24 protein-coding genes and 7 pseudogenes are annotated in these 26,079 nt (G+C 70.2%); 23 read left to right on the top strand and 8 right to left on the bottom strand.

The window, feature by feature from the left end:
• The first annotated feature begins 49 nt into the window (after positions 1–49).
• From ACFY2L_RS35015 to ACFY2L_RS35000, 4 genes and pseudogenes are all read left to right on the top strand, one after another.
• Positions 50–685 (top strand): hypothetical protein, encoded by a 636-nt coding sequence (locus ACFY2L_RS35015; protein WP_390824347.1) that lies wholly within the window; start codon positions 50–52, stop codon positions 683–685.
• 6 nt (positions 686–691) lie between these two features.
• Positions 692–967 carry a hypothetical protein gene (locus ACFY2L_RS35010; RefSeq protein ID WP_390824346.1) on the top strand — a complete coding sequence of 92 codons (276 nt, stop codon included), beginning with the start codon at positions 692–694 and terminating at the stop codon, positions 965–967.
• A 389-nt stretch (positions 968–1,356) separates the two neighbouring features.
• Positions 1,357–1,518: pseudogene (locus tag ACFY2L_RS35005) on the top strand (SDR family NAD(P)-dependent oxidoreductase); the annotation flags it as partial.
• A gap of 177 nt (positions 1,519–1,695) precedes the next feature.
• Positions 1,696–2,178: a lamin tail domain-containing protein gene (locus ACFY2L_RS35000; protein ID WP_390824345.1), complete on the top strand. Its 483-nt coding sequence runs from the start codon at positions 1,696–1,698 to the stop codon at positions 2,176–2,178.
• A gap of 295 nt (positions 2,179–2,473) precedes the next feature.
• On the opposite strand, the gene ACFY2L_RS34995 is transcribed toward ACFY2L_RS35000, so the two are convergent.
• Positions 2,474–2,896 carry a hypothetical protein gene (locus ACFY2L_RS34995; protein WP_390824401.1) on the bottom strand — a complete coding sequence of 141 codons (423 nt, stop codon included), beginning with the start codon at positions 2,894–2,896 and terminating at the stop codon, positions 2,474–2,476.
• A 50-nt stretch (positions 2,897–2,946) separates the two neighbouring features.
• Between ACFY2L_RS34995 and ACFY2L_RS34990 the strand changes: the two are divergent.
• A pseudogene (locus ACFY2L_RS34990) lies at positions 2,947–3,495 on the top strand (transposase); the annotation flags it as partial.
• A 344-nt stretch (positions 3,496–3,839) separates the two neighbouring features.
• On the opposite strand, the gene ACFY2L_RS34985 reads toward ACFY2L_RS34990, so the two are convergent.
• Genes ACFY2L_RS34985 through ACFY2L_RS34970 form a run of 4 tightly spaced genes read right to left on the bottom strand, consistent with a single transcriptional unit; the run spans position 3,840 to position 8,644 of the window.
• Positions 3,840–4,961 (bottom strand): XdhC family protein, encoded by a 1,122-nt coding sequence (locus tag ACFY2L_RS34985; protein WP_390661691.1) that lies wholly within the window; start codon positions 4,959–4,961, stop codon positions 3,840–3,842.
• A complete protein-coding gene (locus ACFY2L_RS34980; protein WP_390824344.1) occupies positions 4,954–7,080 on the bottom strand; it encodes a xanthine dehydrogenase family protein molybdopterin-binding subunit in 2,127 nt (708 codons plus the stop codon). Before ACFY2L_RS34980 ends, ACFY2L_RS34985 begins: the two co-directional genes overlap by 8 nt.
• On the bottom strand, positions 7,077–8,069 hold the full coding sequence (locus ACFY2L_RS34975; protein WP_390661693.1) for an FAD binding domain-containing protein: 993 nt from the start codon (positions 8,067–8,069) through the stop codon (positions 7,077–7,079). The genes ACFY2L_RS34980 and ACFY2L_RS34975 overlap by 4 nt, the downstream gene beginning before the upstream one ends.
• On the bottom strand, positions 8,066–8,644 hold the full coding sequence (locus tag ACFY2L_RS34970; protein ID WP_390661694.1) for a (2Fe-2S)-binding protein: 579 nt from the start codon (positions 8,642–8,644) through the stop codon (positions 8,066–8,068). The genes ACFY2L_RS34975 and ACFY2L_RS34970 overlap by 4 nt, the downstream gene beginning before the upstream one ends.
• Positions 8,645–8,892: 248 nt before the next feature.
• Here ACFY2L_RS34970 and ACFY2L_RS34965 point away from each other — a divergent pair, with 248 nt between their 5' ends.
• The 4 genes and pseudogenes from ACFY2L_RS34965 to ACFY2L_RS34950 all read left to right on the top strand — a co-directional run bounded on the left by ACFY2L_RS34965 (position 8,893) and on the right by ACFY2L_RS34950 (position 11,842).
• The gene (locus tag ACFY2L_RS34965) at positions 8,893–9,492 is read left to right on the top strand and encodes a TetR/AcrR family transcriptional regulator (RefSeq protein WP_390661695.1); all 600 of its coding nucleotides are present in this window, start codon (positions 8,893–8,895) and stop codon (positions 9,490–9,492) included.
• A 489-nt stretch (positions 9,493–9,981) separates the two neighbouring features.
• On the top strand, positions 9,982–10,707 hold the full coding sequence (locus ACFY2L_RS34960) for a maleylpyruvate isomerase family mycothiol-dependent enzyme (protein ID WP_390824343.1): 726 nt from the start codon (positions 9,982–9,984) through the stop codon (positions 10,705–10,707).
• 30 nt (positions 10,708–10,737) lie between these two features.
• Positions 10,738–10,806 (top strand): annotated as a pseudogene (locus tag ACFY2L_RS34955) (hypothetical protein); the annotation flags it as partial.
• A 235-nt stretch (positions 10,807–11,041) separates the two neighbouring features.
• Positions 11,042–11,842 carry a hypothetical protein gene (locus tag ACFY2L_RS34950; RefSeq protein WP_390824390.1) on the top strand — a complete coding sequence of 267 codons (801 nt, stop codon included), beginning with the start codon at positions 11,042–11,044 and terminating at the stop codon, positions 11,840–11,842.
• A 59-nt stretch (positions 11,843–11,901) separates the two neighbouring features.
• On the opposite strand, the pseudogene ACFY2L_RS34945 reads toward ACFY2L_RS34950, so the two are convergent.
• A pseudogene (locus tag ACFY2L_RS34945) lies at positions 11,902–12,235 on the bottom strand (nucleotidyltransferase family protein); the annotation flags it as partial.
• Between the two features lie 355 nt (positions 12,236–12,590).
• Here ACFY2L_RS34945 and ACFY2L_RS34940 point away from each other — a divergent pair.
• The 6 genes and pseudogenes from ACFY2L_RS34940 to ACFY2L_RS34915 all read left to right on the top strand — a co-directional run bounded on the left by ACFY2L_RS34940 (position 12,591) and on the right by ACFY2L_RS34915 (position 17,825).
• Positions 12,591–12,938, top strand: a complete 348-nt coding sequence (locus ACFY2L_RS34940) for a hypothetical protein (RefSeq protein WP_390824342.1) — start codon at positions 12,591–12,593, stop codon at positions 12,936–12,938.
• Between the two features lie 651 nt (positions 12,939–13,589).
• Positions 13,590–14,357: an SDR family NAD(P)-dependent oxidoreductase gene (locus ACFY2L_RS34935; protein WP_390824341.1), complete on the top strand. Its 768-nt coding sequence runs from the start codon at positions 13,590–13,592 to the stop codon at positions 14,355–14,357.
• A gap of 26 nt (positions 14,358–14,383) precedes the next feature.
• Positions 14,384–14,755, top strand: coding sequence for a MerR family transcriptional regulator (locus ACFY2L_RS34930; protein WP_390661700.1), 372 nt, complete (start codon positions 14,384–14,386; stop codon positions 14,753–14,755).
• A gap of 238 nt (positions 14,756–14,993) precedes the next feature.
• Positions 14,994–15,285: pseudogene (locus tag ACFY2L_RS34925) on the top strand (hypothetical protein); the annotation flags it as partial.
• 185 nt (positions 15,286–15,470) lie between these two features.
• Positions 15,471–16,028, top strand: coding sequence for a PadR family transcriptional regulator (locus tag ACFY2L_RS34920; protein ID WP_390661701.1), 558 nt, complete (start codon positions 15,471–15,473; stop codon positions 16,026–16,028).
• Positions 16,029–16,103: 75 nt separating this feature from the next.
• Positions 16,104–17,825 carry an acyl-CoA dehydrogenase family protein gene (locus ACFY2L_RS34915; protein ID WP_390661702.1) on the top strand — a complete coding sequence of 574 codons (1,722 nt, stop codon included), beginning with the start codon at positions 16,104–16,106 and terminating at the stop codon, positions 17,823–17,825.
• Between the two features lie 256 nt (positions 17,826–18,081).
• On the opposite strand, the gene ACFY2L_RS34910 is transcribed toward ACFY2L_RS34915, so the two are convergent.
• The gene (locus tag ACFY2L_RS34910; protein ID WP_390661703.1) at positions 18,082–18,912 is read right to left on the bottom strand and encodes a dienelactone hydrolase family protein; all 831 of its coding nucleotides are present in this window, start codon (positions 18,910–18,912) and stop codon (positions 18,082–18,084) included.
• A gap of 142 nt (positions 18,913–19,054) precedes the next feature.
• Between ACFY2L_RS34910 and ACFY2L_RS34905 the strand changes: the two genes are divergently transcribed.
• From ACFY2L_RS34905 to ACFY2L_RS34895, 3 genes are all read left to right on the top strand, one after another.
• A complete protein-coding gene (locus tag ACFY2L_RS34905) occupies positions 19,055–20,101 on the top strand; it encodes a GlxA family transcriptional regulator (RefSeq protein ID WP_390824340.1) in 1,047 nt (348 codons plus the stop codon).
• 823 nt (positions 20,102–20,924) lie between these two features.
• On the top strand, positions 20,925–21,452 hold the full coding sequence (locus tag ACFY2L_RS34900) for a DUF6817 domain-containing protein (RefSeq protein WP_390824339.1): 528 nt from the start codon (positions 20,925–20,927) through the stop codon (positions 21,450–21,452).
• Positions 21,453–21,877: 425 nt separating this feature from the next.
• Positions 21,878–22,411: a hypothetical protein gene (locus ACFY2L_RS34895; RefSeq protein WP_390661706.1), complete on the top strand. Its 534-nt coding sequence runs from the start codon at positions 21,878–21,880 to the stop codon at positions 22,409–22,411.
• 913 nt (positions 22,412–23,324) lie between these two features.
• Here the strand turns inward: ACFY2L_RS34895 and ACFY2L_RS34890 are convergent.
• Complete coding sequence (locus tag ACFY2L_RS34890) at positions 23,325–23,585, bottom strand: hypothetical protein (RefSeq protein WP_390824389.1); 261 nt, start codon at positions 23,583–23,585, stop codon at positions 23,325–23,327.
• 41 nt (positions 23,586–23,626) lie between these two features.
• Here ACFY2L_RS34890 and ACFY2L_RS34885 point away from each other — a divergent pair.
• From ACFY2L_RS34885 to ACFY2L_RS34865, 5 genes and pseudogenes are all read left to right on the top strand, one after another.
• A pseudogene (locus ACFY2L_RS34885) lies at positions 23,627–23,830 on the top strand (transposase); the annotation flags it as partial.
• Between the two features lie 32 nt (positions 23,831–23,862).
• Positions 23,863–24,159 (top strand): hypothetical protein, encoded by a 297-nt coding sequence (locus ACFY2L_RS34880; RefSeq protein ID WP_390824400.1) that lies wholly within the window; start codon positions 23,863–23,865, stop codon positions 24,157–24,159.
• A gap of 210 nt (positions 24,160–24,369) precedes the next feature.
• Positions 24,370–24,588 (top strand): hypothetical protein, encoded by a 219-nt coding sequence (locus tag ACFY2L_RS34875; protein ID WP_390661707.1) that lies wholly within the window; start codon positions 24,370–24,372, stop codon positions 24,586–24,588.
• Positions 24,579–24,824, top strand: coding sequence for a hypothetical protein (locus ACFY2L_RS34870; protein ID WP_390824338.1), 246 nt, complete (start codon positions 24,579–24,581; stop codon positions 24,822–24,824). The genes ACFY2L_RS34875 and ACFY2L_RS34870 overlap by 10 nt, the downstream gene beginning before the upstream one ends.
• A gap of 62 nt (positions 24,825–24,886) precedes the next feature.
• A pseudogene (locus ACFY2L_RS34865) lies at positions 24,887–25,726 on the top strand (transposase family protein).
• Positions 25,727–26,079: the final 353 nt, after the last annotated feature.

The following is a 26,079-nucleotide window of genomic DNA, read 5'->3' as shown; positions in this document are numbered from 1 at the left end:
CATCCCGGCCCGGACGGGGAGGGCCAAGCCGCTCATGGAAAGGAAAGCCATGCTTGAACACTCCGACGATCGAGCAGTGAGTGACTGGTGCATCGAGCACTTGGGCTACCCGGTCGCCGAGCACACTTTCACGGCGGGGAACCTGTCCGTGGTCCACGGCCTGCGGCTGACGAACGGCCGCGAGGTGGTGCTGAAGATCCGCGACGGTGATGCGCGGCTGGGAGCCTGTGCCTGGGTGCAACGCCGGATGTGGCAGGCGGGCTTCCCATGCCCGGAGCCACTGGCCGGTCCGTTGCCGTTGGGTAGGAAGGTCGCCAGCGCCGAGACTCCCCTGCCAGGGGGTGGAGAACCCGCGCCCGCCGATGCTCCCCGACAGTTCGCCGGTCTTCTGGCCGACTTCGTGACCCGCGCAGAGGATCTGGAACCGCAGCCGCTGCTACGACCAGCTCCCGCATGGATCCAGTGGTACCACAAGGAGGACGGCGTCTGGCCGGTCCCGGATGACCGCAACGTCGACCTCAATGCTGAACGGTGCTCTGCCACGGCGTGGCTCGACGAACTCGGTGCGGCCGTACGCGAGCGGCTGGAAGAGGTCCGCGACGCTGCCTGCGTGCTCGGACACGGAGACTGGGACGGCCGCAACGTGAAGTTTCGCAACGGCCGGCCACTCGCGGTCCACGACTGAGACAGCGTGGTCTACGAGCCCGAGGTGGTCATCATCGGCCAGGCCGCCGCCATGTTCGAGGGCGGGCCCACCGGTGCAGGCGCCTCGGTCGAACGGACGGCGGCCTTCCTGGAGGAGTACCAAACCGCGCGCGGACGGGCGCTGAGCAACAACGAACTGCAGCTGTGCTGGGCGGCAGGCCTGTGGGTACGCACCTTCAACGCCAAGAAGTTCCATCTCGACAACTTCGATGCGCTGGGACGCAACGAAGCCGAGACGAGGATGAGACACGCCGGGATCTGATGACGGTGGAGCTTCGAAACTCCCCGCATCACGGGGGATCAGTTCATCTGAAGTGCACTGGATGCGGCCCTTACCTCGCAAGTGACAACAAGCCTGCCCATGTGTCACCTATCGTGCTTCGGCTCATCAACGATGAGCCGAAGCTCGGTGCTTGTCACTGACAGCGCCGTCTGAGCTGGTGAATGGGGACGGTCGAAGCAGCCTGGTTGTCACCAGTGAGGCATCCGGCTTGTCACAGGCGCTCATCCGGCCTGCCTCCTCCCACCGTGAGGCGGGTCTCGCCGCCGAGGCTGGAAGAACTCGGCGGCGCTGCGTCCGCGGCGACCACTGGCGGTGACTACGGCTCGCCAGACGCTGCTTGACCTTGCCGCTGGCTGCAGGGTTGAACGATGACCGGTATGAACAGCACCGCCCCGCGGACCCGCAGAATCGTTGCCGTCACCGGAGCCGGCACCGGGATCGGCCGGGCGACCACACGCGCCTTCGTCGCCGAGGACGCCCACGTGGTCGCGATCGGGCGGCGAGCCGAGCCGCTCCTGGAGACCGCTGCCGAGACTACATCCGGCATAGATGGATGATGCAGTTGAGAGTCCCGGAAATATGAGCAACAGGTAACACAGTCCATGTTTCCCTCTCACGGCGCGCACAGCGTGGACAAGCTGTGTGCGCGGCCGGTCCGGCCGCCACTCGCACACCGCACCCGCTCCCCGCACCGTCTGGGGGACTCCTTGTCCGCATCCGCATGTGTTTCCGCCCGCCGTCTGGCTGCCGCCGCGCTCGCGGCCGGAGTACTCGTCTCGGTGGCGGCGCTGCCCGCGTCCGCGGCCGACCACGCCCGGCCCAGCCGTCCGAAGGTGGAGATCTCGGCTGTCCAGTACGACTCCCCGGGACGCGACGACCGCTCAAACCGCTCCCTGAACAAGGAGTGGGTGGAGCTGACCAACACCACCCGCCGCGCGGTCAACCTCGACGGCTGGACGCTGGAGGACGCCTCCGGCCACACCTACACCTTCGACGGCTACCGCCTGGCCGGCCGCGTCACCGTGCGCATCCACACCGGCCTGGGCCGCGACACCCGCACCGACCTCTACCAGGACCGTCGCCACTACGTGTGGAACAACGACCACGACACCGCCACCCTGAGCGACCACCGCGGCCGCGTCATCGACGAGGAGTCCTGGGGCTACCACCGCGGCGGCAGCAGGCACTGACCCCGGCGCGGCCGGCCCGACACCCGAAAGCGGCGCACCGTCCTGGGACGGTGCGCCGCTTCGTGCCCGTGGTCGCACGGCTACTGCGGTACCTGCTCGTAGCTGACTGTGGTGTCGGGGCAGCCCTCGGCCAGGCGGGTTAGGGCGTCGCGTTCGGCCGGGTCGGCGGGCAGCTGCCAGCGCAGCTTCGTGGCCACCCACGCCCCGCCCTACTCACACCGGAACGCCTCGACCGGCAGCCATTCGGCCGGGTCCTTGTCGCTCTTGGAACGGTTGGAGCTGCCCGATACCGCGATCAGCGACGCCGGAGCTCCCTTGTCGTTGGCGTAGGCCTCGCGCCGGGGGCCGTCCAGGCGGAGGCGCCGGAGTCCCACGCCTCGGCCAACGGGACCACGTGGTCCACGTGGTCCACGTCAAGCGAGGACGCCGACGTCACCCACACCTGGTCGTACTCGGAGAACCAGCGGCCCCCCGACAGCGCGCACCGCGCGCCGACCTCCGGGGCCAGCTTCGCCTCCGCGAGGATCACTTCCCGGCGGGTGTCGCACCCGTCCGTGGGGTTGAGGCCCTTGTTCCAGTGCCTGAACAGCTCGTGGCTGTAGCCGTCCCGGCTCTCGGCGGCTTCGCCGAGCCACTCCAGTGCCTGGAACAGCGGCACGTCCTGGGCGGCCTGCGGGGCCGGCGCGGCGACGGCCCCGGCGGCTGGGCGGTGGGCCACACAGGTGCGGCCACGGCGGGGGCCGCGAGCGGCACCGTCGCAAGAGCCAGGGCATCTCCAAGTCATCCGCCGACCGGATAATCGGCCACATCGGGCCGCTGCTGGCACTCAAGCAGCGGCAGCGCTTCCACGCCGGCACCGTGCTCAGCGTCGACGGCACACTGGTGCCTACCCGCGATCACAGCATCGCCGAGCAGTCCAAGAACTACAGGTACTCGACCAACCACCAAGTGGTTGTCGACGCTGACACACGGCTGGTCGTTGCGGTCGGACGACCAGTGCCGGGCAACCGCAACGACTGCAAGGCGTGGGCAGAATCGGGTGCGAAGGCAGCCGTCGGCAGGACCACGACCATCGCCGACGGCGGCTACCAGGGCACTGGCCTGGTGGTCCCGCATCGTCGGCCCGCGGGCGGAGAACTGTGCGGATGGAAGCAGGAGCACAACCGCTCCCACAAACAGGTCAGGGCTCGTGTAGAGCACGTCTTCGCGCGCATGAAGACCTGGAAGATCCTTCGCGACTGCCGACTCAAGGGTGACGGTGTCCACTACGCGATCTTGGGTATCGCCCACCTGCACAATCTTCGCCAGGCCCGCTGATCGGACGGCCGATCGGCAACCAGGAGCGCACAAGATCAATTACGGGACAGCCCTTAGCAGCCGAACCGCAGGTGCTTCCCAGGAATATGCATCCACGCCTCATGAAGGGCGAATCAGTGGCTAATCGTGTCCGGACGAGCTCGGTTCCAGGGAGCCTACCCAGGGAACCAACGATATCCCCCTCAACCGTCTTCGTAGCCCCGCAGGAGGTTTACCGGCCTTCGGACATGGCATGACTACCTTCCCCCTTGTCGAGTGCACGGCCCGGGGGTGGTGTCACCAGCTCAGAGGCACTGACAGACCGCTGCTTACTGATGGGGCTGCACGGGCCGGGCCGTCCGGGATCAGGCGGACCGGCGGTGATGGATCGGCCTGTCGGAACCGGTGAGCGGCAGACCCGTCCCGCCCCGGCGGGCGGCGACGATCTCCGCCGTGATCGACAGGGCGGTCTCCTCCGGGGTGCGCCCTCCGAGGTCCAGGCCGATCGGCGACCTCAGCCGCGCGAGTTCGTGCTCCTGCAGGCCGATGTCGCGCAGTCGCCGGTGCCGGTCGGCGTGGGTGCGACGCGAGCCCATGGCGCCGACGAACGACGCCGGCAGCCTCAGCGCGACCTCCAGCAGCGGGACGTCGAACTTGGCGTCGTGGGTGAGGACGCACACCACGGTGCGTCCGTCCGTCCTGGTGCCCCGCAGATAGCGGTGCGGCCAGTCCACGACGACCTCGTCGGCCTCGGGGAAACGCTCCGGCGTGGTGAAGACGGGCCGGGCGTCGCACACGGTGACGTGATAGCCGAGGAACTTGCCGGCACGGACGAGCGCCGCCGCGAAGTCGACGGCGCCGAACACGATCATCCGGGGCGGCGGCACGCTCGGCTCGACGAGCAGGGTGAGTCCGCCGGGGCAGTGCGACCCGTCCTGCGACACCTCGACCGTGCCGGTGCGGCCCGTGTCGAGCGCGGCCAGGGCCTGCGCCGTGGCGGCGCTGTCGAGGTCCTCGTGCCCGCCGAGTGCGCCCTCCCGGGAGCCGTCGGCGTGCACGAGCAGCGCGGCGCCGAGAAGCGCGGAGGGACCGCGGACGACCCTGACGAGCGCCACGGGCTCGCCTCGTGCGGCACTGTCGAGGGCGGAACGCAGCAGCGCGGCGACCGGGCCGTCCGCCGTGACGGGGGTGACCAGGACGTCGAGGACGCCGCCGCACGTGAGTCCCACGGCGAAGGCGTCCTCATCTCTGTAGCCGAAGCGTTCGAGGACGCTGTCGCCGCTCTCCAGTGCCTGCGTGCACAGGTCGTAGACCGAAGCCTCTACGCAGCCGCCCGACACCGACCCGACGACGGTTCCCTGTCCGTCGACGGCCAGGGCGGCGCCCGGACCGCGCGGCGCGCTGCCGCCGACGGACACGACGGTCGCGACGGCGGCCTTGCGGCCCTCGGCCAGCCAGTCGCCCAGCTGCGGTGCGAGGTCAAGCATCCCGGCCGCCCGTCAGGACCCGGTCGGGGCGGATGGGCAGGCTGCGGTGGCGTACGCCGGTGGCGTGCCACACGGCGTTGGCGACGGCGGCGGCCGCGCCGACGATGCCGATCTCGCCGATGCCCTTGATCCCCACCGGGTCGTCGGGGTCGTCGTCCGCCACCCAGTGCGCCTCGACGCGCGGGACGTCGGCGTGGGTCGCGACGTGGTAGCCCGCGAGATCCGCTCCGACCGGTCCGCCGGAGGCGGCGTCGCGCGCGGCCTCCTCGTGCAGCGCCATGGAAATGCCCCAGATCATGCCGCCGGTGAACTGGCCCCGTGCCGTGAGGGGATTGACGATGCGTCCCGCGGCGAACACGCCGAGCATGCGCCGCACCCGCACTTCGCCGGTGGCGGTGTCCACGGCGACCTCGGCGAACTGCGCGCCGAAGGAGTGCCGTTCCTCCTGAGCGAGCGCGGCGACCGCCTCGGTGGTGTCGGAGCGCACGGTGACGCCCTCGGCCGGGATCGGCGCGCCCGGCACGAGCCGGTTGCGCAGTTCGGCCGCCGCGGCCATGACGGCCCAGGCCCAGGACCGGGTGCCCATGGAACCGCCCGCGATCATCGCGGGCCCGAACGCGCTGTCTCCGAGGAGCACGCGGACGCGTTGCGGTGGCACGTCCAGGGCGTCGGCGGCGACCAGCGCGAGGGCGGTCCGCGCGCCGGTGCCGATGTCCGCCGCCGCGATCCGCACGGTGAAGCGGCCGTCCGCCTCGGCGGTGATCGAGGCCGTGGAGGGGGCGGCGCCTGCGCCGAAGGAGGCCGCCGCGGTGCCGGTGCCCAGCAGCCAGCGCCCCTCGCGCCGGACCCCGGGCCGTGGATCGCGCCCTTGCCAGCCGAAGCGGCGAGCGCCTTCCTCGAAGCAGGCGCGCAGGTTGCGGCCGGCGAAGGGGAGGCCGGAGACCGGGCCCCGGTCCGGTTCGTTGCGCAGGCGGAGTTCGATCGGGTCGACGCCGCACTCGTGGGCGAGTTCGTCGAGCGCGGCCTCCAGCGCGAAGGAGCCTGGCGCCTCGCCCGGGGCACGCATCCAGGTGGGGCTCGGGACGTCGAGCGGTACGACCTGGTTCTCCGTGCGGTGCGCGTCGGCGTCGTACATCACCCGGGCCACGCCGGCGCTCGGTTCGACGAACTCGTACACGGTGGAGGTGCGGCTGAGCGAGCGGTGGTCCAGGGCGCGCAGCCGTCCGTCGGCGTCCGCCCCGAGCCTGATCCGCTGGAGCGTGGGGCTGCGGTGTCCGGCCAGCGTGAACATCTGGCGGCGGGTCAGGACGACGCGCACCGGGCGCCCGGTCATTCTGGACGCCATCACCGCGGCCACCTGATGGGCGCGCACGCCCTTGCTGCCGAAGCCGCCGCCGACGTGTTCCGAACGCACCCGCACCGACGCGGGATCGAGGGAGAAGAGGTTCGCGAGTTCCCCGACGACCCAGGTGGCGCCCTGGTTGGAGTCCACCACCTCGAGCCGGTCGGCCTCCCAGCGGGCGGTGGCCGCATGGGGCTCCATGGGGTGATGGTGCTCTTCCGGAGTGGTGTACGTGGCCTCCACGACGACGGGGGAGGCGGCGAGTTCGGCCTCCAGGTCGCCCTTTTCCGTCACGGCGGGCATGTGGCCGTCGGACGGGTGGGCGTCGGGGTGGTCGCCGGTGAACCCGGTGTCGTGCGGGACCTGTTCGTAGTGGACGACCAGGGACTCGGCGGCCTCACGCGCCTGCTCGGACGTCTCGGCGACCACCAGTGCCACGGGCCAGCCCAGATGGGGCACCCGGTCGCTCTGGAAGACCGCGCACGTCGGGTCCGGGACCGTGCCCAGCAGGCCGACGTAGTCGGTCTTCAGGGGTGGGGCATTGCGGTGGTCCACGACGGTCAGGACGCCCGGCATCGCGAGGACGGCGTCCGCCTGGATGTCGCGGATCCGGCCGCGTGCCACGGTGGACAGCACCAGCCAGCCGTGGGCCAGCCCGGCGAAGGGGACCTCGCCCGCGTACCGGGCCGCGCCGGTGACCTTGTCCCGCCCCTCCAGGCGGACATGACCGGTGCCGACGGCGCGGACGGCGGCGAGGGGCGCCTCCGTCACCGTCATCGGGCGGCCTCCTCGGCGAGTTCGCTCAGAACTGCCACGGTCAGGTTGCGCATCAGGGTCACCTTGAATCCGTTGTGCGACAGGGGCCGGGCAGCGGCCAGTTCGGCGTCCGCGGCGGCCGCGAACGACTCGGCGACGGCGTGCGCCCCGAGGAGAGTGCGCTCGGCGGCTCGAGCCCGCCAGGGCCGGGAGGCCACCGCGCCGAACGCCAGGCGCACGTCGTGCACGACGCCGTCGCGGACGTGCAGTGCGGCGGCGACCGAGCCGACGGCGAACGCGTAGGAGGCGCGCTCACGCACCTTGCGGTAGCGGGAGTTGGCGGCGACCGGAGCCGGCGGCAGGGTGACGCCGGTGATCAGCGCGCCCGCCGGCAGGGCGGTCTCACGGTGCGGGGTGTCGGAGACCGGGAGGTAGAACCAGCCCAGGGGCAGTTCGCCCGGCCCCTGGGCGGTCTCGTAGTGCACCACGCCGTCGAGGGCCGCCAACGCGACGGCCATGTCGGAGGGGTGCACGGCCACGCAGTGGGCGGAGGCGCCGAGGACGGCGTGGTTGCGGTTCTCGCCTCGGACGGCAGGACAGCCGCTGCCGGGCTCGCGCTTGTTGCAGGGGCCGGTGACGTCGGCGAAGTAGGCGCAGCGGGTGCGCTGGAGCAGATTGCCGCCGACGGTGGCCATGTTGCGCAGCTGGCCGGAGGCGCCGGCGAGAACCGCCTGCGCGAGAGCGGGGTAGCGGGTGCGGACCAGGGGGTGGGCCGCGAGGTCGCTGTTGGTGACGGTGGCGCCGATCCGAACGCCGCCGTCCTCGGTCGCCTCCACGCGGTCCAGCGCCAGAGCGCGCACGTCGACGAGGTGTCCGGGACGTTCGACGCCGGTCTTCATCAGGTCGACCAGATTGGTGCCGCCGGCGAGGTAGCGCGCCTCGGGGTCGGCGTCGAGCAGTGCGACGGCGCCCGCGACGTCGGGAGCCTTCCGGTAGCCGAACTCCCTCATGCGGCAGGCTCCTTCGGCTCGGGTCCGACGCCCGGGCGCGCCGCGGGCGCGGCTTCGGCGGCCCTGGTGACGGCCTCGACGATCGAGGTGTAGGCGGCGCAACGGCACAGGTTGCCGCTCATGCGCTCACGGATCTCCTGCGCGGTCAGGGGAGGTGTTCCGGCCGCGGGCCGGACGTCGGCGGTGGCGGCGCTCGGCCAGCCGGCGGCGTGCTCGGCGAGCACGCCGATCGCCGAACAGATCTGTCCCGGCGTGCAGTAGCCGCACTGGTAGCCGTCGAGGTCGAGGAACGCCTGCTGCACGGGGTGCAGGCGGTCGCCGTCCGCCACGCCCTCGATGGTGGTGATGTCGCGCTCTTCGGCCGCGACCGCGAGCTGGAGACAGGCCAGGGTTCTGCGGCCGTCGACCAGAACGGTGCAGGCTCCGCACTGTCCCTGGTCGCAGCCCTTCTTGGTGCCGGTGAGGTCGAGCCGTTCGCGCAGTGCGTCGAGCAGGGTGGTGCGGTGGTCGACGGGCAGGGTGTGCCGCTCGCCGTTGATGTTCAAGGTGATGACGCTGGACGTCGGTAAGGCCATGAGAGCTTCTTTCGCGCTTCCTGGAAACCTGGGCGGCGGTCGCCGGTGCCTGGCGGCTGCCGGGGTGCGTCGGTCGTGGAGGGGCGGGACGGGCGCGTGGGACGGCGTTGACGGTGAACGCGGACTCCCGCGCGGTCCGGCCGGGGCTATGGTGAACCCAACCGGACAGTCGTCCGCTGCCGGCAAACGTAACGGACAGCTGTCCGCTTAGCAAGGGTGGGGTTCCCGCGCACCCCGAGGAGAGTCGAGTGCAGCACAACAAGGACGCGCCCCTGCGCTCGGACGCACAACGCAACCGTGAGCGCATCCTCGAGGTCGCCCTGGTCGAACTGACCCTGTGCCCGGACGCGCCGCTCAGCGCGATCGCCAAGAAGGCGGGCGTCGGTCAGGGCACCTTCTACCGCAACTTCCCCAACCGGGAGGCCCTCGTCCTGGAGATCTACCGCCACGAGATGAGCCAGGTCGCCGCCAGCGCGGCCCAGTTGCTCGAGCAACTGCCGCCCGACCGGGCCCTGCGCGCCTGGATGGACCGGCTGGCCGAGTTCGCCATGACAAAGGCCGGTCTCGCCGACGCGATCCGCCTCGCCACCAGCGCACCGGGCAGCCCCGCGAAGCCGGCGCACACCCCCGTCACCGACGCGGCCGAACTCCTGCTGCGCGCCAATGAAGCGGCGGGCACCATCCGGCCGGGCCTGACGTCCGACGATCTGATCCTCGCCATCGGAGGCCTGTGGCAGATGGCGCCCACGGACGACTGGCGCCCGCGTGCCGCCCGCCTCTTCGACCTCCTCATGGACGGACTGCGCACCGGGGCGCCCGGAGCGGGTGGCCCGCCGGCGTCGTCCTGACCCACTTCCCGGCTCGTGCCCCCGGCCCGTGCCCTTGGCTCCCGCCCCTGGGCTCCCGGTGCACGGCGATCGCCGGCTCCAGAGCGCCGTGCCCCGGGCCGTCGGCCCGTCCAGGTACGAATCCGTCGTCAGGTTGGAGGGACGCGGGCTGATCGCCACCGGCCACCTCTTCTGCCGGGCCGACCGGCGGGTGCAGTTGCACGAGACCGACGCCTCGGTCCTGATCCACCCCGGAAACCAGTGCACGTTGAGTCTCACCCTCGTCGGAGCAGCGTTCCTCCTTCGGCACCGCATGCGCCTGCACCGAATTCAAGGCGGCATCGGCATCCGCGCCTCGCCCCCGCCCGTCGGAGGGGGCCGTGAGGTCAGGGACAGCCAGATTCCTCCGCGGCTGAATGCCTGCAGCGCAACAGGCTCAGTCGCCTGGCGGCGACCGACCCGCCGTCACCAGAAGCCGTCACCCAGAGAAAGGCTCGCATGATGAACTCGTTGACCCGCCCCGTACACGGACCCACTCCAGTCGACCACCGCGCCGCAATCGCGGTGGAGACCGGCCGACTCGTCGCAGCGCTCGAGGATGCCGACCTGACGACCCCCGTGCCGAGCTGCCCCGGCTGGACACTGGCCGACCTGGACAAGCACACCGGCAGTGTGCAGCGTTGGTTCTCGAGTCTTCTGCACGCGCGCATCCAGGAGCCCCCGCGCAAGCGGGAGGTGGACCTGCGGCTCCCGGAGCGGCAGGAGGAGTACGCGGACTGGCTGGCCGACAGTGCGACGGTGGCCGCGCAGGCCTTCGCGGCCACCGACCCGGACCTGCCCATGTGGGCATGGGGCGTCGATCAGCACGCCCGCTTCTGGGCGCGCCGGATGCTCTTCGAGACGCTGATGCATCGGGTCGACTCCGACCTGGCCCTGGGGCGCCACCCCACCGTCGACCGCCCGCTGGCGGTCGACGGGATCGACGAGTTCCTCGTCAATCTGCCCTTCGCCACCTCCTTCGCGCCCAACGTCGCCCAGCTGCGCGGTCCCGACGTGACCATCCGCTTCCACGCGACCGACGGTGAGGGAAACTGGCTCGTCCGCCTGCGGCCCGACGGCTTCGGGCTCGACGCGAACCCCGATGCCGCCGAAACCGCCGATGCGACCGTTCATGGACGGGCGGCCGATCTGTTGCTGCTCGTCTACGGCCGACTGCGCCGCGATGCGGCGGTCTAGGTCATCCGCCGACGAGCACCCTGCTGGGGGGTGCCGACCCGGGTCCGCAGCACCGTGTACGGAACCCTGTACCTGGCAGACAAGGCCAACAGCAGGGCGTTCACGGACAACGACGAGGCCGTCGTCACCGCCCTGGCCAGCGCCGCCGGCGTGGCGATCGAGAACGCCCGGCTGTCCGAACAGCTGCGCCAGGTCACCGTGGAGTTCCAGCGACGCCTGCTCCCGGACATACCGCAACTGGACGGCCTTGAGCTGCATCCGCACCAGGGAGGCGCCGCGGATCGGCGGCGACTGGTACCACTTCATCCACCTGCCCGACCGCGTGCCGTGCCTGATGCTCGGCGACGTCATGGGCCACGGCATCCCCGCCACGACCGTGATGAGCCAGATCAGCGACATCCTCCGGGTCATCGCGTTCGACGAACAGGAACGCTCAGCCGCATCCGATACGGCATCCCCCATCACCCTGGGGTTGTGCCGCCCCGATGCCAGTTGGCCGGTGGGATCCAATCGCTGTTGCCTCGCGCCCGGCAGTCCAGGAACTCAATCAGCCGTGTCTCCGAACGTGCAAGGTTCTCCCGTTGCTCGAGGGGAAGCGAAGCGAGGACGTCGACCAGGACCCGCTTTCGCGGGACGTGCACCATGTTTCCGGAGTAGATCCGGCAATTGGAACACCAGGCGAGTCCGACGCACCGCTCGAACATGGAGGACTCCGGCGGATGGAATCGATACGCGTACGAACGGACGGGCGTTTCGCAGGCGGCACAGATTCACTGGTCCCCGTCGGAGACGGTGTCCCGGGTCCCGACCTTGCGCCAGTGCTGCCGCCCGGCAGGCGGTCTTCAAGTCGTCATGCCCAGCATTGTCTCCCATGCCGAGTCGCTCAGCACAGCCGTCCTGGCGAAGTCGGGGGCAGGAACAGACCGGAAGCCGGGACCACTTCAAGCCCAACCAATGCCGCACCAGCCCCGAGTGGGGCCGGTTCAGGCCGGTACCGCCGCTGGGTGAGAGGTGCATAGGTCGGCTATGGGGGCTGCGGCCGACTCGGAAGAGGGCAGGGAAGGATCTTCGACCGCCCCCGCAGCCAGTGCCGGCGCCGAGCCCGGATGGAGTCCTCGGGCGTGGTCGGCGATGACCGGCAGCCAGTTGCGGTGCACGGCGGCCGGGTCAGGACTGCTCACCACCACCGGTGTCCTCATACCAGAGGTGAACCCGGGCCTCGTTCCGGATCTCAACCTCTGCCGGGAGGTCGGCGAAGACCTCCTTGCCGGTCTCGATCACGGCAACTTCTGCTTCCCATGACAGATCATCGGCGTCGAGGTAGAAGACGTCGTAGTCCCTGACACCGCAGGTCGGTGGTCTGTCCGTGGCCACGTTCCACACGGTCTGGAACAGACATCCCGCGATCACGTACCACCCAGACCGAACGTCGCGGTCCGCGCCAGCGCCTCCGTCAACACGTCGATACGCGACAGCACCACACGCAGGGACTCGAGTTGCTCGTCAGAGGCAGTCTGCTGATCACCATCCCGCCTACCGCAACTCGCCCAGGACCACGGCCGATCCACTTCGCGAATCCCCTCCTGGCTGTATGCGACGACTTCGGGAGGTCGATCCACCGAAAACAGGCCAACCGAGCAGAACCAGCTGGGAAGCTGTCTTCATGATGGACAAGGCCGGCGGGGTTCAAGGTCGGACGGTTCACCCGGGAAAGTACGCGCGCATCGAGCGGGAACGGCGGTTCTTGCTGGCTGAAGCGCCGGGACCGTCAGCAGTGACGGTCACCCGGATGATCAACGACCGCTATCTGGTGGGGGACGCGCCTGCGCCTGCGACGCGCCGAACGGTCAGACGGCAGCTGCGAACTCAAGCTCACCCAGAAGGTGCCGGTCTCTCGGCCGGGCGCGATTCAGGGGCTGATCACGAATACGTACTTGTCGCCGGCCGAGTACGACCTGCTCGCCTCACTACCGGCTGCAGTGCTGACGAAGACGCGCTTCAGCGTGCCGCCCTTGGGCGTCGACGTCTTCGACGGCCCTCTGCAGGGCCTGGTTCTGGCGGAGGGCGAGTTCACCACTGACGAGGAGGCCGAATCTTTCAGGCCCCCTCCAGAGTGCGTCGCAGAGGTGACCGACGACGCCCGCTTCACCGGAGGCCGCCTCGTCGAGACCTCTCGCCAAGACCTGCTCCAGTGGCTGGCCGAGTACGGGCTTCATCCAGCGGCTTCCTAGCAGACGAAGCCTTGCGGGCCCAGGCATTCAGACAGTTCCAATACCGACTTCACCGTTAGCCCGCCCTGGCGGACACCTGGCTGCCTTCGCCGCCGAGGAAGAAGCCGAACGTCTACGGCCGACCGTTGCCGCCTACGAGTACTTCCAGCGCGGGATCCTGCGCAGTGGCCTGGGTGCCCGCGACCTCATCGTCGCCTTCAAGACCGTTGACCAGATCCTGGAACGGCACGACGCCGGGCCGGTCACCTCATCGACGACCGGCGCGTCGAGCGTGTCCTCAAGGCCAAGGCGAAGACTCTGCACTTCGGCATCGGTAACGACTGCTGGTTCTCCGATCCGGGGAAGGCAGCGTGCCTGAAACTCGCCGGCACCCCGGACGCCGACGAACCCCTCATGGGGATGTGTGACTCGGCGCGCTGCCCGCAGGCCACCCATCACTCCCAGCACCGGCAGATCTGGGCCGATCACGCCGAGAACACCCAGGCCGTCTTCCTGGGCAACCCCAGACTCTCCAAGCCCGAACGGGCCCGCGACCAGGCCGCGTTCGGCCGCGCCACACGCCAAGGTCAGGACGTTCCCCTCCCCGGCGAACCGTTGACCAGGTGCACACGGCAGACTGCTTGACCTTGCCACTGGCGGCAAGGTTGAACGATGACCGGCATGAACAGCACCACATCGCAGAGCAGCAGGACCGTCGTCGTCACGGGAGCCGGCACCGGGATCGGCCGGGCCACCGCCCGCGCCTTCGCCGCCGAGGGTGCCCACGTGGTCGCGATCGGGCGAAGGGTCGAGCGGCTCAAAGAGACCGCCGCCGAGAACGACCGGATCATGCCGCTGTCCGTCGACATCACCGCCGAGGGCGAGCCTGAGCGGATCGTCCAGACCGTGTTGGAGACATACGGCCGATTGGACGTGCTGGTCAACAACGCCGGCATCGTGCACAGCGGAGCCATCGGCACGCTGACGGTGGAGATGATCAGGGCTCAGCTCGCCACCAACCTCGTCGCCCCCACCCTGCTGGCCCAGGCTGCGCTGCCGCCCCTGGAGACGTCGGGCGGAGTGATCGTCAATGTCACTACATCGGTGGGGCAGCGGGCTTGGCCCGGCAGCTCGGTCTACGCGGCGACCAAGACCGCCCTGGAACTGCTGACCCGCAGTTGGGCGGTCGAGCTGGCACCCCGAGGGGTCCGGGTGGTGGCGGTCGCCCCCGGCGCGATCGACACGCCCATTGGCGAGCACCAGGGCCTGACGCGGGAGCGGATGGCCGCAGTGCGGGAGTGGCAACTGGCGCACACCCCGTTGGCCCGGATCGGCCGACCCGAGGATGTGGCCTGGGCGGTCACCCAGCTTGCCGCACCGGCGGCATTGTTCATCACGGGAGTGGTACTCCCAGTCGACGGTGGAGCGGTTGTGGCGTGATAGGAGTGGCCCCGGAGGTGGAATGGATGCGGATCGGTGAACTGGCCAGGGCAACTGGGACGACCGCTCGTGCACTGCGGCACTACGAGCAGGCCGGGCTGATTTCCTCCGAACGTGCCTCCAACGGCTACCGCGTCTACGACGAACGGGCCGTGGTGCGGGTCCGCAACATTCGCTACCTGCTGGCTGCCGGGCTCACCCTGGACGACGTGCGCGTGTTCCTGCCATGCCTGGACGGCGACGTGGCTGCCGCACCGCCCTCCACCAAGGGTCTTCGGGTCGCGCTGGAACGGCTGGCGGTCCTCCATGAGCGGATCGCCGCCCAGACCGAGGCCCGCGACCGACTGGAAGCCGCACTCCGGGAGAAGACTGGCGATCGGATCCGCCCAGTGGCCTGACCAGGTGTCTCGCTGCAGAGGGCGAAGAACTCGCGGAACATGATGAGACAGCCTCGACCCCGCGATCAGGCCGTCCGCCTGGCCGAGGTGGTGAGCAGCGCGTTGCTCGTCGCCGAGGGCGGTGGGTGTGGACGCGGGTGTGGACCTGGCCGGTTTGGGAGGCGACCAGCGCCTTCGTGGCGGGCAGGGTGGCCTTCGCCGTGGCGACACCGAGCAGTCCCAGGGCGTCGCTGAGGTGGAGAGGGGCATGTACCTCTTCGCACGCTCCACCGCCCTGCTCGGCGACCTCAAGCGCGACCAGGGCGTCGTCCTCGGCCCGCTCTGCGCCCAGCTCGACCTCTCCCCGGCCGTGGTCACCGAGATGTCCGGCACACTGGAGGTCGCCGCCCGCAACTACGAAAACCCTCGTCGTCGACGACCGGCTCTCCCGCCGTGACCGGGCCCCAGCGAGGTCGTGGGTGGGGACCGCGTTGAGCAAGGACGGCCAGCACGACTCGCGCGTCATGCAGGCCGCGACCCGCGACGTCGAAGCCGATGCCGCGGTGGGCTTGGGCGGCAAGCAGCAGAGCGTCCTGCGGGTCCGCCCGGCGAAGTTGATCGTGCAGGGACTCCAGCCGCCGCTCCAGGATGCCGGCGTCCGACCCGCTACCCGGGTGAGCCGTTTCTCACCGCGGCAGCGTTGCTATGCAACGAGGTGCATACGAGGATCGTGTACATGGCGCTCGAGCACGCGATCCTCGTTTCCCTGATCGAGAAGCCGGGCTCCGGCTATGAGCTGGCCCGGCGGTTCGAGCGATCCATCGGGTACTTCTGGACCGCCACCCACCAGCAGATCTACCGCGTGCTGAAGCGGATGGAGAGCGACGGCTGGGTCGACGTCCGGGACGTCCCGCAGTACGGGCGTCCGGACAAGAAGGAGTACTCCGTCGCCAGGCCCGGACGGGACGCGCTCTCAGCGTGGATCCACGAACCGACCGAACCCGAGAGCGTGCGGCACGACCTGGCGGTGAAGGTCCGGGGCGCCGCCTTCGATGATCCGGCTGCCCTGATCAGTGAGGTCGAGAGGCACCGGCAGGCGCACACCGACCGCCTCGCCCACTACCTCGCGGGCGAGTCCCGCGACTTCGGGGAACCCCCGGCGGACGGTCCGCTCGACGCCGAACGGGAACTCCAGCACGTCGTACTGCGCGGCGGCATCGCGTACGAGCGCATGATGATCACCTGGCTCGACGACGTCCTCGCCACACTCGGCGGCTTCGCCGCCGGTCGCTGACCGCCGAGCAGGCTCCCCGGGACCCATACCCATACCCGTACCCACCCTCACCCTCCCAAGCCGAAAGGCGGCACCATGACCGACGCGCTGCTCTTCAACCCGCGGACATACGACCCCGCGCACTTCGACCCGGAGACCCGCAGGCTGCTGCGCGCCACCGTCGACTGGTTCGAAGAGCGGGGCAAGCGCCGGCTGATCGAGGACTACCGGACCCGCGCCTGGCTCGGCGACTTCCTCGCCTTCGCCGCCAAGGAAGGGCTCTTCGCGACCTTCCTCACCCCCGCCTCCGCCGCAGAGGGCGAGGGCGACAAGCGCTGGGACACCGCCCGCATCGCCGCTCTCAACGAGATCCTCGGCTTCTACGGCCTCGACTACTGGTACGCCTGGCAGGTCACCATCCTCGGCCTCGGCCCCGTCTGGCAGAGCGACAACCCCGCCGCCCGTGCCCGTGCGGCGGAACTGCTCTCCCAGGGCGAGGTGTTCGCCTTCGGACTGTCCGAGAAGGCCCACGGCGCCGACATCTACTCCACCGACATGCTCCTGGAGCCCGACGGGGCGGGCGGCTTCCGCGCCACCGGTTCCAAGTACTACATCGGCAACGGCAACGCCGCCGGGCTCGTCTCCGTCTTCGGCCGCCGCACCGACGTCGAAGGCCCCGACAGCTACGTCTTCTTCGCCGCCGACAGCCGCCACCCGGCGTACCACCTGGTCAAGAACGTCGTCGACTCCTCGAAGTACGTCAGCGAGTTCCGCCTCCAGGACTACCCCGTAGCCCCGGAAGACGTCCTGCACACCGGCCGCACCGCCTTCGACGCCGCCCTCAACACCGTCAACGTCGGCAAGTTCAACCTCTGCACCGCCTCGATCGGCATCTGTGAGCACGCGATGTACGAGGCCGTCACCCACGCGCAGAACCGCATACTCTACGGCCGCCCCGTCACTGCATTCCCGCACGTGCGGCGCGAGTTGACGGACGCGTACGTCCGGCTCGTCGGCATGAAGCTGTTCAGCGACCGCGCCGTCGACTACTTCCGCACCGCGAGCCCCGACGACCGCCGCTACCTCCTCTTCAACCCGATGACGAAGATGAAGGTGACAACCGAGGGCGAGAAGGTCATCGACCTGATGTGGGACGTCATCGCGGCCAAGGGCTTCGAGAAGGACAACTACTTCGCCCAGGCCGCCGTCGAGATCCGCGGCCTGCCGAAGCTGGAGGGCACCGTCCACGTCAACCTGGCGCTGATCCTCAAGTTCATGCGCAACCATCTCCTCGACCCGGTCGCGTACGAGCCCGTCCCGACCCGCCTCGACGCGGCCGACGACGTCTTCCTCTTCCGGCAGGGACCGGCCCGCGGTCTCGGTTCGGTGCGCTTTCACGACTGGCGGCCGGCCTTCGACGCGTATGACCACCTTCCCAACGTGGCCCGGTTCCGCGAACAGGCCGACGCCCTCTGCGAGTTCGTACTCACGGCCGCGCCTGACGAGGAACAGAGCCGGGACCTCGACCTGCTCCTCGCCGTCGGGCAGCTCTTCGCGCTCGTCGTCCACGGCCAGTTGGTCCTGGAGCAGGCAGCCCTGGCGGACCTCGACGAGGACGTGCTCGACGAGCTGTTCGCCGTCCTCGTGCGGGACTTCTCCGCGCACGCCGTCGAATTGCACGGCAAGGACTCCGCGACCGAGGAGCAGCAGCTCTGGGCGCTCGGCGCGGTCCGGCGCCCGGTCGCCGACGGGGCGCGCTCGGGGCGCGTCTGGCGGCGCGTCGAGGCTCTGTCGGGGGCGTACGAGATGATGCCCTGAGGCATCGACGCGCGACCTCGCACCCGCCCGCGGAGTACGGTGGCCGCCACCGTACTCCGCGAGGTGTTCACCGGTGGGTGCGAAGCGGTTGGCCGACGGACGACGGAGTTCGGGAAGAACGGACAGCGGTCGCTGGGTGCCCGGTTGACGGTGACCATCGGAAACCGGCTACAAGGTCCGGTGCTCCCTGCGCCCACTGCCGACCGGACACGGCTCTCCGGCGTCCTCGACGGGTGTCCGGCGGAGCAGGGCCCGGTCAGGTGGTGGGCAGCGGCCGGTTCCCGTGCGGGTGCAGGCGGTCGGTGAGGAAGGCGAGGATCTCGTCGCGGGCCCGGACCGTGGGGTGGCCGGCCTCGTCGACGAGATGGGCGGTGACGACGCTGTGCGGGGTGCCGACCAGGTCGCCGAAGAAGGGCGGCGGGGCCGGATTGGCGGCGCTGTCCGGGAGGACGCGTCCGTCGAATGCGTCGCCGAGCAGCGCGCGATAGGCGGCGAAGCGCTGCCCCGTGCACCAGCGGTCGCCCTCGAAGCGGTAGGCGAGGACGGTGAGTCCGTCGCGGTCGAGCCGGTCGCGCAACGCGCGCGCGTCCGCCGCGTCGAGTTCGAGTCCACCGGGGTCGTCGAGAGGCAGCGACGGGTGGTTGACCACCGGGGCGATGACTGCCGGCTCCAGGGCCATGGTGAGGGCGAAGTTGCCGGTGAAGCACAGGCCGATCGCGCCCACCCCCGGCCCGCCGCACGCTGTGTGGGCCTGGCGCGCCAAGCCGCGCAGCCAGACCGTCACCGGGCTGGTGCCGCCCCCGGCGAAGGCGCGGAACTCAGCGCTGACACAGGCGCGGCGGACGACCTCCCGGCCGCCCTCGACCGTGGGGAAGGCGCCGTCCGTCCCGAACAGGGAAGGCACATGGACCGTGAAGCCCGCGTCCCGCACCCAGCGCGCGAGCCGCAGGACGTCGGGACTGATGCCCGGCATCTCGGGCAGCACCACGACCGCGGGCCCGGCCCCGGCCACGTACACCGTCTTCTCCACCCCCTCCACGGCCACGCTCCGGCGGGTGAAATCGGTGATCGGATCGTCGTCGCTCATGGGATCAGCCTGGGCCCGGGCCCGGCCGCCGGGTGAGGGGCGGGATCGCCAAGACCAGGGGTAATCTCGCCACACGCGAGGGAGGCGAGCGGTACCCGGTCGCAGACCCGGGGCCGGGGGCGCCAGAGGGGATACGGGAGCGATGGCGGAGGCGCCGCGGCAGGCGGAGGACGGTGCGGCTACGGGCGCCGGAACGGGTGCGCTGCGGGTCGGGATCCTTGCGTACCCGGACTGCTTCGCGTCCGAAGTGTTCGGCATCCCCGACCTGTTGACGATGGCTGGGCATGTCGCCGGACCGGCCGCGCCCGGCTACCGGGTGTCGGTCGTCTCGCCCCGCCGCCGGGTCACTGCCTCGGGCGGCGCGAGCCTCGGTGTGTGTTCCGTACGCGAGGTCGACGTCCTCGTGGTCCCCGGCTTTGAGCTGCACCCTGACACGGACCTCGACGCGCGGCTCGCCCGGCTCGCCCCCGAGATCGCGGCGATTCGCGCGCAGGCCGCCGCCGGCACCGCCGTCGTGTCCCTCTGCGTCGGCGCGTTCCTCCTCGCCGAGGCCGGGCTCCTCGACCGGCGCCGGGCCACCACGTCCTGGCTGCACGCCGGCGAACTGGCCAGGCGGTGCCCGGGCGCCGACGTGCGGCCTGAGCACCTGGTCGTCACCGACACGGGGGTGACGACCACGGCCGCCTTCAGCGCCATGTACGACTTCGCGCTGGACCTGATCCGCCGACACGACGGCGCCCGGGTGGCCCGCACCACCGCACGGTTGACGCTCGTCGACGACGCGCGGACGTCCCAGAGCCCGTACGTCGACCCGCGACTCCTCCCGCAGCCCGGCCAGGAGTTCTCCCAGCGGGTCATGCGGCGGCTCGACCAGAACCTCGCCGAGCTGTACGACCTCAGCGCGCTCGCTGACGCCTTCCGGGTCAGTACCCGCACGCTGCTGCGCCGCTTCGCCGAAGAGACCGGACGCAGCCCGCTGGCCCATCTGCAGGCATCTCGCGTCCGCCGTGCCCGCCATCTCCTGGAGACCACCGACCGCACCGTCGCCGCTGTCGCCGCGACCGTCGGCTACCAGGACGCCGGCACCTTCGCCGCCCTCTTCGCGCGCCACACCGGCCACCGCCCGAGCACCTACCGGGCCGCCTTCCGCCGCACGGACCGGGCTTCCGCCCAGGACGGCGGAATATAGGTGTCACTCCGGTCACCGGATCTCCGGTCCGTCGTGAGGGAATGGGGCCATTTCTCCACCCCGCGCGGGCAGTGGTCGCGCCGTTGCTGCCGGCCGTGGGCCGGGCACGTGGCCGGTGGCGGGATCACCACTACGCCTTGAGGCGCCGTGTTGAAGTTCCGCACCGGCATGCCCCGGGGAGACCTGCCCGAGCGGTTCGGCCTCTGGCAGACCCTCCACAGACGCTTCCCCCGGTGGGCCGCCGCAAGCATGCGGCGTGACCCGCCAGGACCTCGATGTCAGGGCGATCGGGCACCAGGGCGCGCATCGCCTCGGAGGGCTCGACCGCGACCACTCTTGCGGTGAGCCAGTCGCAGAAGGCTGTCGCGAAGGCTCCGATGCCCGCGCCGATGTCCACAATGGTCATGCCCGGGAACGGATTCAGGTGCCGCCGCACGGCGTCCTCCCAGGCCGCCAGCCCGTCGCGCGGGATCTCTCGAACGGCCCTGAACGAAGTCGCTGTTGCGGCGTCATAGGTGATTCTGGCCATGACCATCCCTTCAGTTCAGGCGCGCTGGGACGTGAGCCGGATCAACAGGCGATTGCCCAGTCGCCCTGGCAGGATCGACTGAGCGAGAATAGCCTCTGCCCGTGATCAACGAGAGTGCGCCGCTTCTGCCGACCGTGCACGTCTCTCCCCCCGACGCCAGCCGTGACGACGGGTGAACAGGGCCAGGAGGTCACGCCCAGCGTCTCGCGGAAGAGCAGGCCACCGCAGCCTGATCACCCAAGATTCCACTTCTCTCATCAGGGAAGCATCCGAGCCACAGAAGGCGGTAGGAGCGTGACCGAGCAGGCACTGGCGATGTTGCAGACGGCCGGAGCCGAGGCGATCGACCATCCGGGCGGCAACCTGCTGGCCCATCTGGAGCGGGTCAGCGCCCTTCTCTCCTCGTGGGGCGCCCGTCCGGCACTGGTGTCGGCCGGGTTGTGTCACGCCTTCTACGGCACCGACGGATTCCCCGCCGCGCTGCTGTCACTGGACCTGCGGGGCGAACTGGTGCAGGCCATCGGCGAGGAGGCCGAGGCGCTCGTCTACTTCTACGCGTCCTGCAACCGCAAGGCGTCCTACTGGACCCTCGCTACGGAGGATGCCGCGTTCACGGACCGCTTCACCGACGGGCGGACCCGGCCGACCGGCCACCAGCGCCGGGACTTCGCCGAACTGACGGCGGCCAACGAGCTGGACATCGCCATGGTCAGCCCAGAAATACGCGGCCGCTACGGCCCCGCACTGCTCGAGCTGTTTACCCGCTGGCGGCACTTGCTGTCCGAGCCTGCCTGGGAATGCTGCCGCAACGTACTGGGCTGATCAAGACATCCACAGGAAATCCAGCCACGGCGATAGATACCGGCCGCTCCTGATCCCAGCGATGGACGCTGCGCCCAGAGGCAGCCGTCCCGCCGCGCCGCGGCTCCTGCTGTCAGTTGAGGACTTGGAGTTCTACGACAGGGACCGAGACCTGGGACTGGCGGGTTTGGCCGGCCTGCCCGCTGCCGCCGCCGGCCGTGGTCTGCCGGTCGAGGGTCCAGGTGGACGTCGCGGTGATCGGTAGCGGTGTTCGGGTTGGTGGGCGGAGGCGTGGGTGTAGGTGTGGCCGCAGGTGGGGGAGTCGCTCTTGCCCGCGGCTGCGGTGTAGGGGGTGCCCGGGCCGGCGCACGTCACCGTCGCTCCGTCGCCCATGGTCCACACGATCTTCGGAACACCCCCGCGTCGGTGAGGAGGACTTGCGTGGTGTGCAGGTGATGGTCGGCGAGGAGGTTCGATCGTGTCGGGACCGGGGGCGAGGGTGGGATGATCTTTTCCTCTCCGGTATGCCTGGCATCGCCACGTTTACCGGATTGCCGGTGACCGACGAGGAGGACGAAGGATCGATGACGTTGAGCGTGGGCCAACGGGTGCGGCTGGCGGCGGACCTGTGGTTGGCGGGGGCGGCGACCACAGCCGAGGAGCCCTCGGAGGAGACGGGTGCCTTCGCCGCGTCTGTGGCCTTGGCAGCAGGCATTGAGGGCACTGTCGAGCGTGTGGAGGAGCATCACCGCCGGCAGAGCCACGAGGTCGGTGAGTACCTGCGCCTCAAGTCGCTCCTCGACGACTTCGGCCACCAGATGCCGCCGGAGAGCAGAAAGCAACTCAAGGAGCAGGTGGGGGCCTTGGAAGAGCACTGGGCCGCCTACCAGCGACGCAGGCTCCGCGTCACGGTCCGCGTCCGGCTCGACAACGGATTCGTCCTCGACGAAGCCCCCGAGGAGGCTTTCACCTCTGCCTGACCAGGCATCGCAGCGCTCGCCGCGCGCACTGCTGGGCGTCGCCGCAGCGAAGGCCAGCCTGCCCGCGACCAGAGCGCCGGCCGCCTCCCGGACCGGGCGGGTCCACGCGGCGGCCGTTGGCGACGAGCGCCAGGCCGAGAAGCACCTCGGCGCCGCCGAACACGCCGGCGCCCGTGAGGGATCCGTGCTCGGTGTCCACAGCGAACATCGCCGCTGCGGCTTCGGAACAGCACTGGCTCACGCCACGCTCGCCGCCGCGGATGCCCTCGACGCCCCCATGGTCGTCGTGCTCAGATGCAGGACGGAGTGCTCAGCATCACCGTCCCCAAGGCCGACGTCGCAAAGCCGCGGCTCGTCGAGATCAGCGAGACGAGTGAAGGCACCGGGAGCAGCGGCTGAGACGCGAGCACCAGGGATCGGCCGTCTCGCGAGGCATTGATCCGGACGTCTGGACACCTGGGGGAGGCGACGCACTGTAGACGTAAGGCTGCCTGGCTGACTGCGGCCGGAGGAGTTGTGATCCGGCTCGCGCGTCGGTGCCTGGCGGGCCGCGGCAGGCAGCGCACTGCTGCCGTTTTCCGCAGTGCCTCGCGCTGGACGGCGCTGAGGGAGGTCCGGCGCAGGGGATCCACCGTGGCCCAAGCCGAGCAACGCCTGCCGACGGACGGCCCATGTGCGCCAATCACGTGCGCCGCGGTCGCGGTCAACATCGTCCAGCTGCGCACCGACTGGTTCGACGGCGCGAAATGCCTCGGCCCGGTCGACGCCGAAGCCATGCACCGCGTGGACCAGGCGCTGCGGGCCGTTTCGTCGTCGAGACGGGTCAGGCGTTGTGCGGCCCGGCCATAGTCGAAGCGGGGCCGGCAGTTCAGCTCGAACGGCATGCTCCGGCGCACCACCCGCGAGACCCGGATCAGTCGGTGCCGGGCGGACGGCGTCGGCGAGGTGTCGGGAGGCATGAAGTCGACGACTTCGCCGACCCCGCTCGGGGCCATGAATCGGGTAGTGAGGATGGCAGTGTCGGGAAGGTAGAGCTGGCGGACGGTGGCGTCGCCGCCGACATCGGCGCCGGACGGCAGAAATCGCCGCGGTCGCTGCCGAGCAGCGAGGCGAACACCCTGGGGGAGTCGAACTGGGGCGTGCACCACCACTCGACGGTGCCGTCGGCGGCGATCAGCGCCGCCGTCGTTTACGGGACAACCCTTAGCCGGACGGATCGAGGAACTCCTTGAGGCCCACCCTCTTTCCAAAGTTCTGACGTCCATGCCGGGAGTCGGCGTCAGGACCGGAGCCCGCATCCTCATCGAGGTCGGCGACGGCAGCACCTTCCCGACCGCCGGCCACCTCGCCGCCTACGCGGGTCTCGCCCCAGCGACCCGGAGCTCGGGCTCATCGATCCGTGGCGAAGCACGTGCCCGGGGCCGCGCCGATCGGAGCCCTTCGCCGGCACCTTGGACAAGCCCTTGGCGGGACGGCGGGTTTTGGTGCTCGGCGGCGTCCATGTCGATGCGGCGGCAGCTCGTGCCCGCGTCGTCGAGCTGGGCGGATCTGCGGCGGTCAACTTGTCCGCCAGCCTTTCTGACGTCGTGCTCCTGCCGGGAGGAGAAGGCGACCGACGCATGAAGCACATCACCGCCCTTGAACTCCTTGTGCGCGATCTGCACAGGCTGGCCTCTCCGACCACAACCGACCAGAACGCGGCAGAGTTGCATACGCACCGCGTCCGGGACGGCCTGCTCGACGAATGAGTGGTGTGCATCGTGAAGTTGCTGGCCACGGGCATGGTGTGAGGGGCTGGAGAGATACTCGCGCTGGTCGTCGGCCAGTGTCCATGGTGAAGATCGTCCGACTTGCCGGCCGGTGCCCTTCTCGGGTTCTGCTGCGCTCGCCGTCCTGCCGCTCCTACGATCCGTGACCGGGGCCCCGGTACGCCGGGAGAGCGCGGGGAGGATGCGGGGATGCAGGAGCTGGAACGGATCACGGCTCGCCGGAGTGAACTGAACGCGCTCGCCGAGGAGTTGGCCAAGCAGTTGCAGGAGGTCCAGGCCGAGCGGGAGGAGTTGGTGATCGCCGAGCGGGTCCTGCGTCGGCTGGCTGAGCAGGACCGGGCCGCGACGGAGGCCGCCGCGGCCGTCGCCCGGCTCCCGCCCGGGTGGCGGGGCGGGCGGTGCTGCTGATCCCGCACCGCAGCGAAATTCCCGACGAGGCCGCCCTGCCCGGCGACTACCGCAAGATCCTGGCGATCGTCCGGGCTGCCGACGGCCCAGTGCGGGTCAGGACGGTGGGCGAGGAGCTGGGCCTGGAGGTGACGGCGCGCGGCAAGCTGGAACCGCTGCGCGCGAAGTTGACCAAGCTCGCCGACCGCGGCTGGCCGCACAAACGACCTGACGGCAGGTTCACCGCACGCCTGTAGCCGCGCGAGATGGGCACGGAAGCGGCGTAACCAGAGGGCCCCCGGCGGCAGTTGAGTTTGGTGTGAAGAAAAACAACCACGCCGTCGAGGGCCCTGACGGCCTTGTCTACACCGCCCGCCTGCCGCTGCCGAGTGCCACCCTGAACTGGCTCGCCGACCTGATACGCGGTCACCTGAAGAAGGTCGGCTCGCGGTGGCGGGCCCTGCCCGCGGGCAAGATCGCCGCCGTCGCCATGGCGGTACTGCGCTGTGACCAGCGGCCCGGCGATCTGGCCGGCGGCAACGGGGTGCACCGCACCACCGTTGGCCGGTGAGCCTGGGAAGTCGTCGGCCTGCTGGCCGCCCGCGCTCCCAAGCTGGACCGCGCCCTGAGGAAGAGCGCCCGAACGGGTGGTGGCGTCGTGGTGCTGGACGGCTCCCTGATCCGTACCCGGCGGCGCACCGGGACGGAGAACCGGAAGAACTACTCCGGCAAGCACAAATGCCATGGCCTGCTCGTGATCGCGCTCACCGACGATAAGGGCCGACTGCTCTGGGTCCCGACGGCCCGGCCCGGGCGGACCTCGGAGATCACCGCCTGCCGACACGACAAGCTCACGCAGAAGTTGCGGGCGGCCGGGCTCGGCGCCATCGCCGACCTGGGATTTGTCGGGCTCGACGACAGTGATCCCGACGCCGGCCCGGCGGTGATCACCGGCTACAAGGCCGCCCGGAACCGGCCTCTGACGCGAGGGCAGAAGCTGTCCAACAAGGCGTTGGCGGCCGTCCGGGCACCGGTCGAGCACGGCTTCGCCCACCTGAAGAACTGGCGCGTCATCGGCAAAGTACGCACCGATCCGACATGGGCGACCGCGCTGGTGAGGGCCCTGCTGGTACTGACGAACCGCGAAGTCGCCCGTTAACCGACGATCTTGAAGGGAACATCCGCCCGCAACCAGCCCGAGCGGCCCACGCACACCAGACCCGCGACCTGCAACTTCACGATGCACACCGCTCACTCAGGGTTAAAAGGTACGAACCCCGCTCAGCCGACTGCGGCCGGGCGGCGGAAGGACGAGCTGAGATATCCGAGACGATACCTTCGAGGCAGCCCTGACCATGAAGGATCCGATCGCGGTATTTCAGGTTCCCGTCGCAACGAACTCAGGGCACGGTCCCCCTACTGACCTTGAATGCGTGATGTCGTCATGGTGGCTGGCGTCGGAGGCCGGTGCCGGTAAGGCAGCCGTCGAGGACGTCGTGGCGGTATTGGAGC

The organism is Streptomyces sp. NPDC001381, assembly GCF_042895685.1.
In the GTDB taxonomy this organism is placed as follows: domain Bacteria; phylum Actinomycetota; class Actinomycetes; order Streptomycetales; family Streptomycetaceae; genus Streptomyces.
The sequence above is the reverse complement of the archived record's forward strand: the minus strand, read 5'-3'. Positions and strand labels throughout refer to the sequence as shown.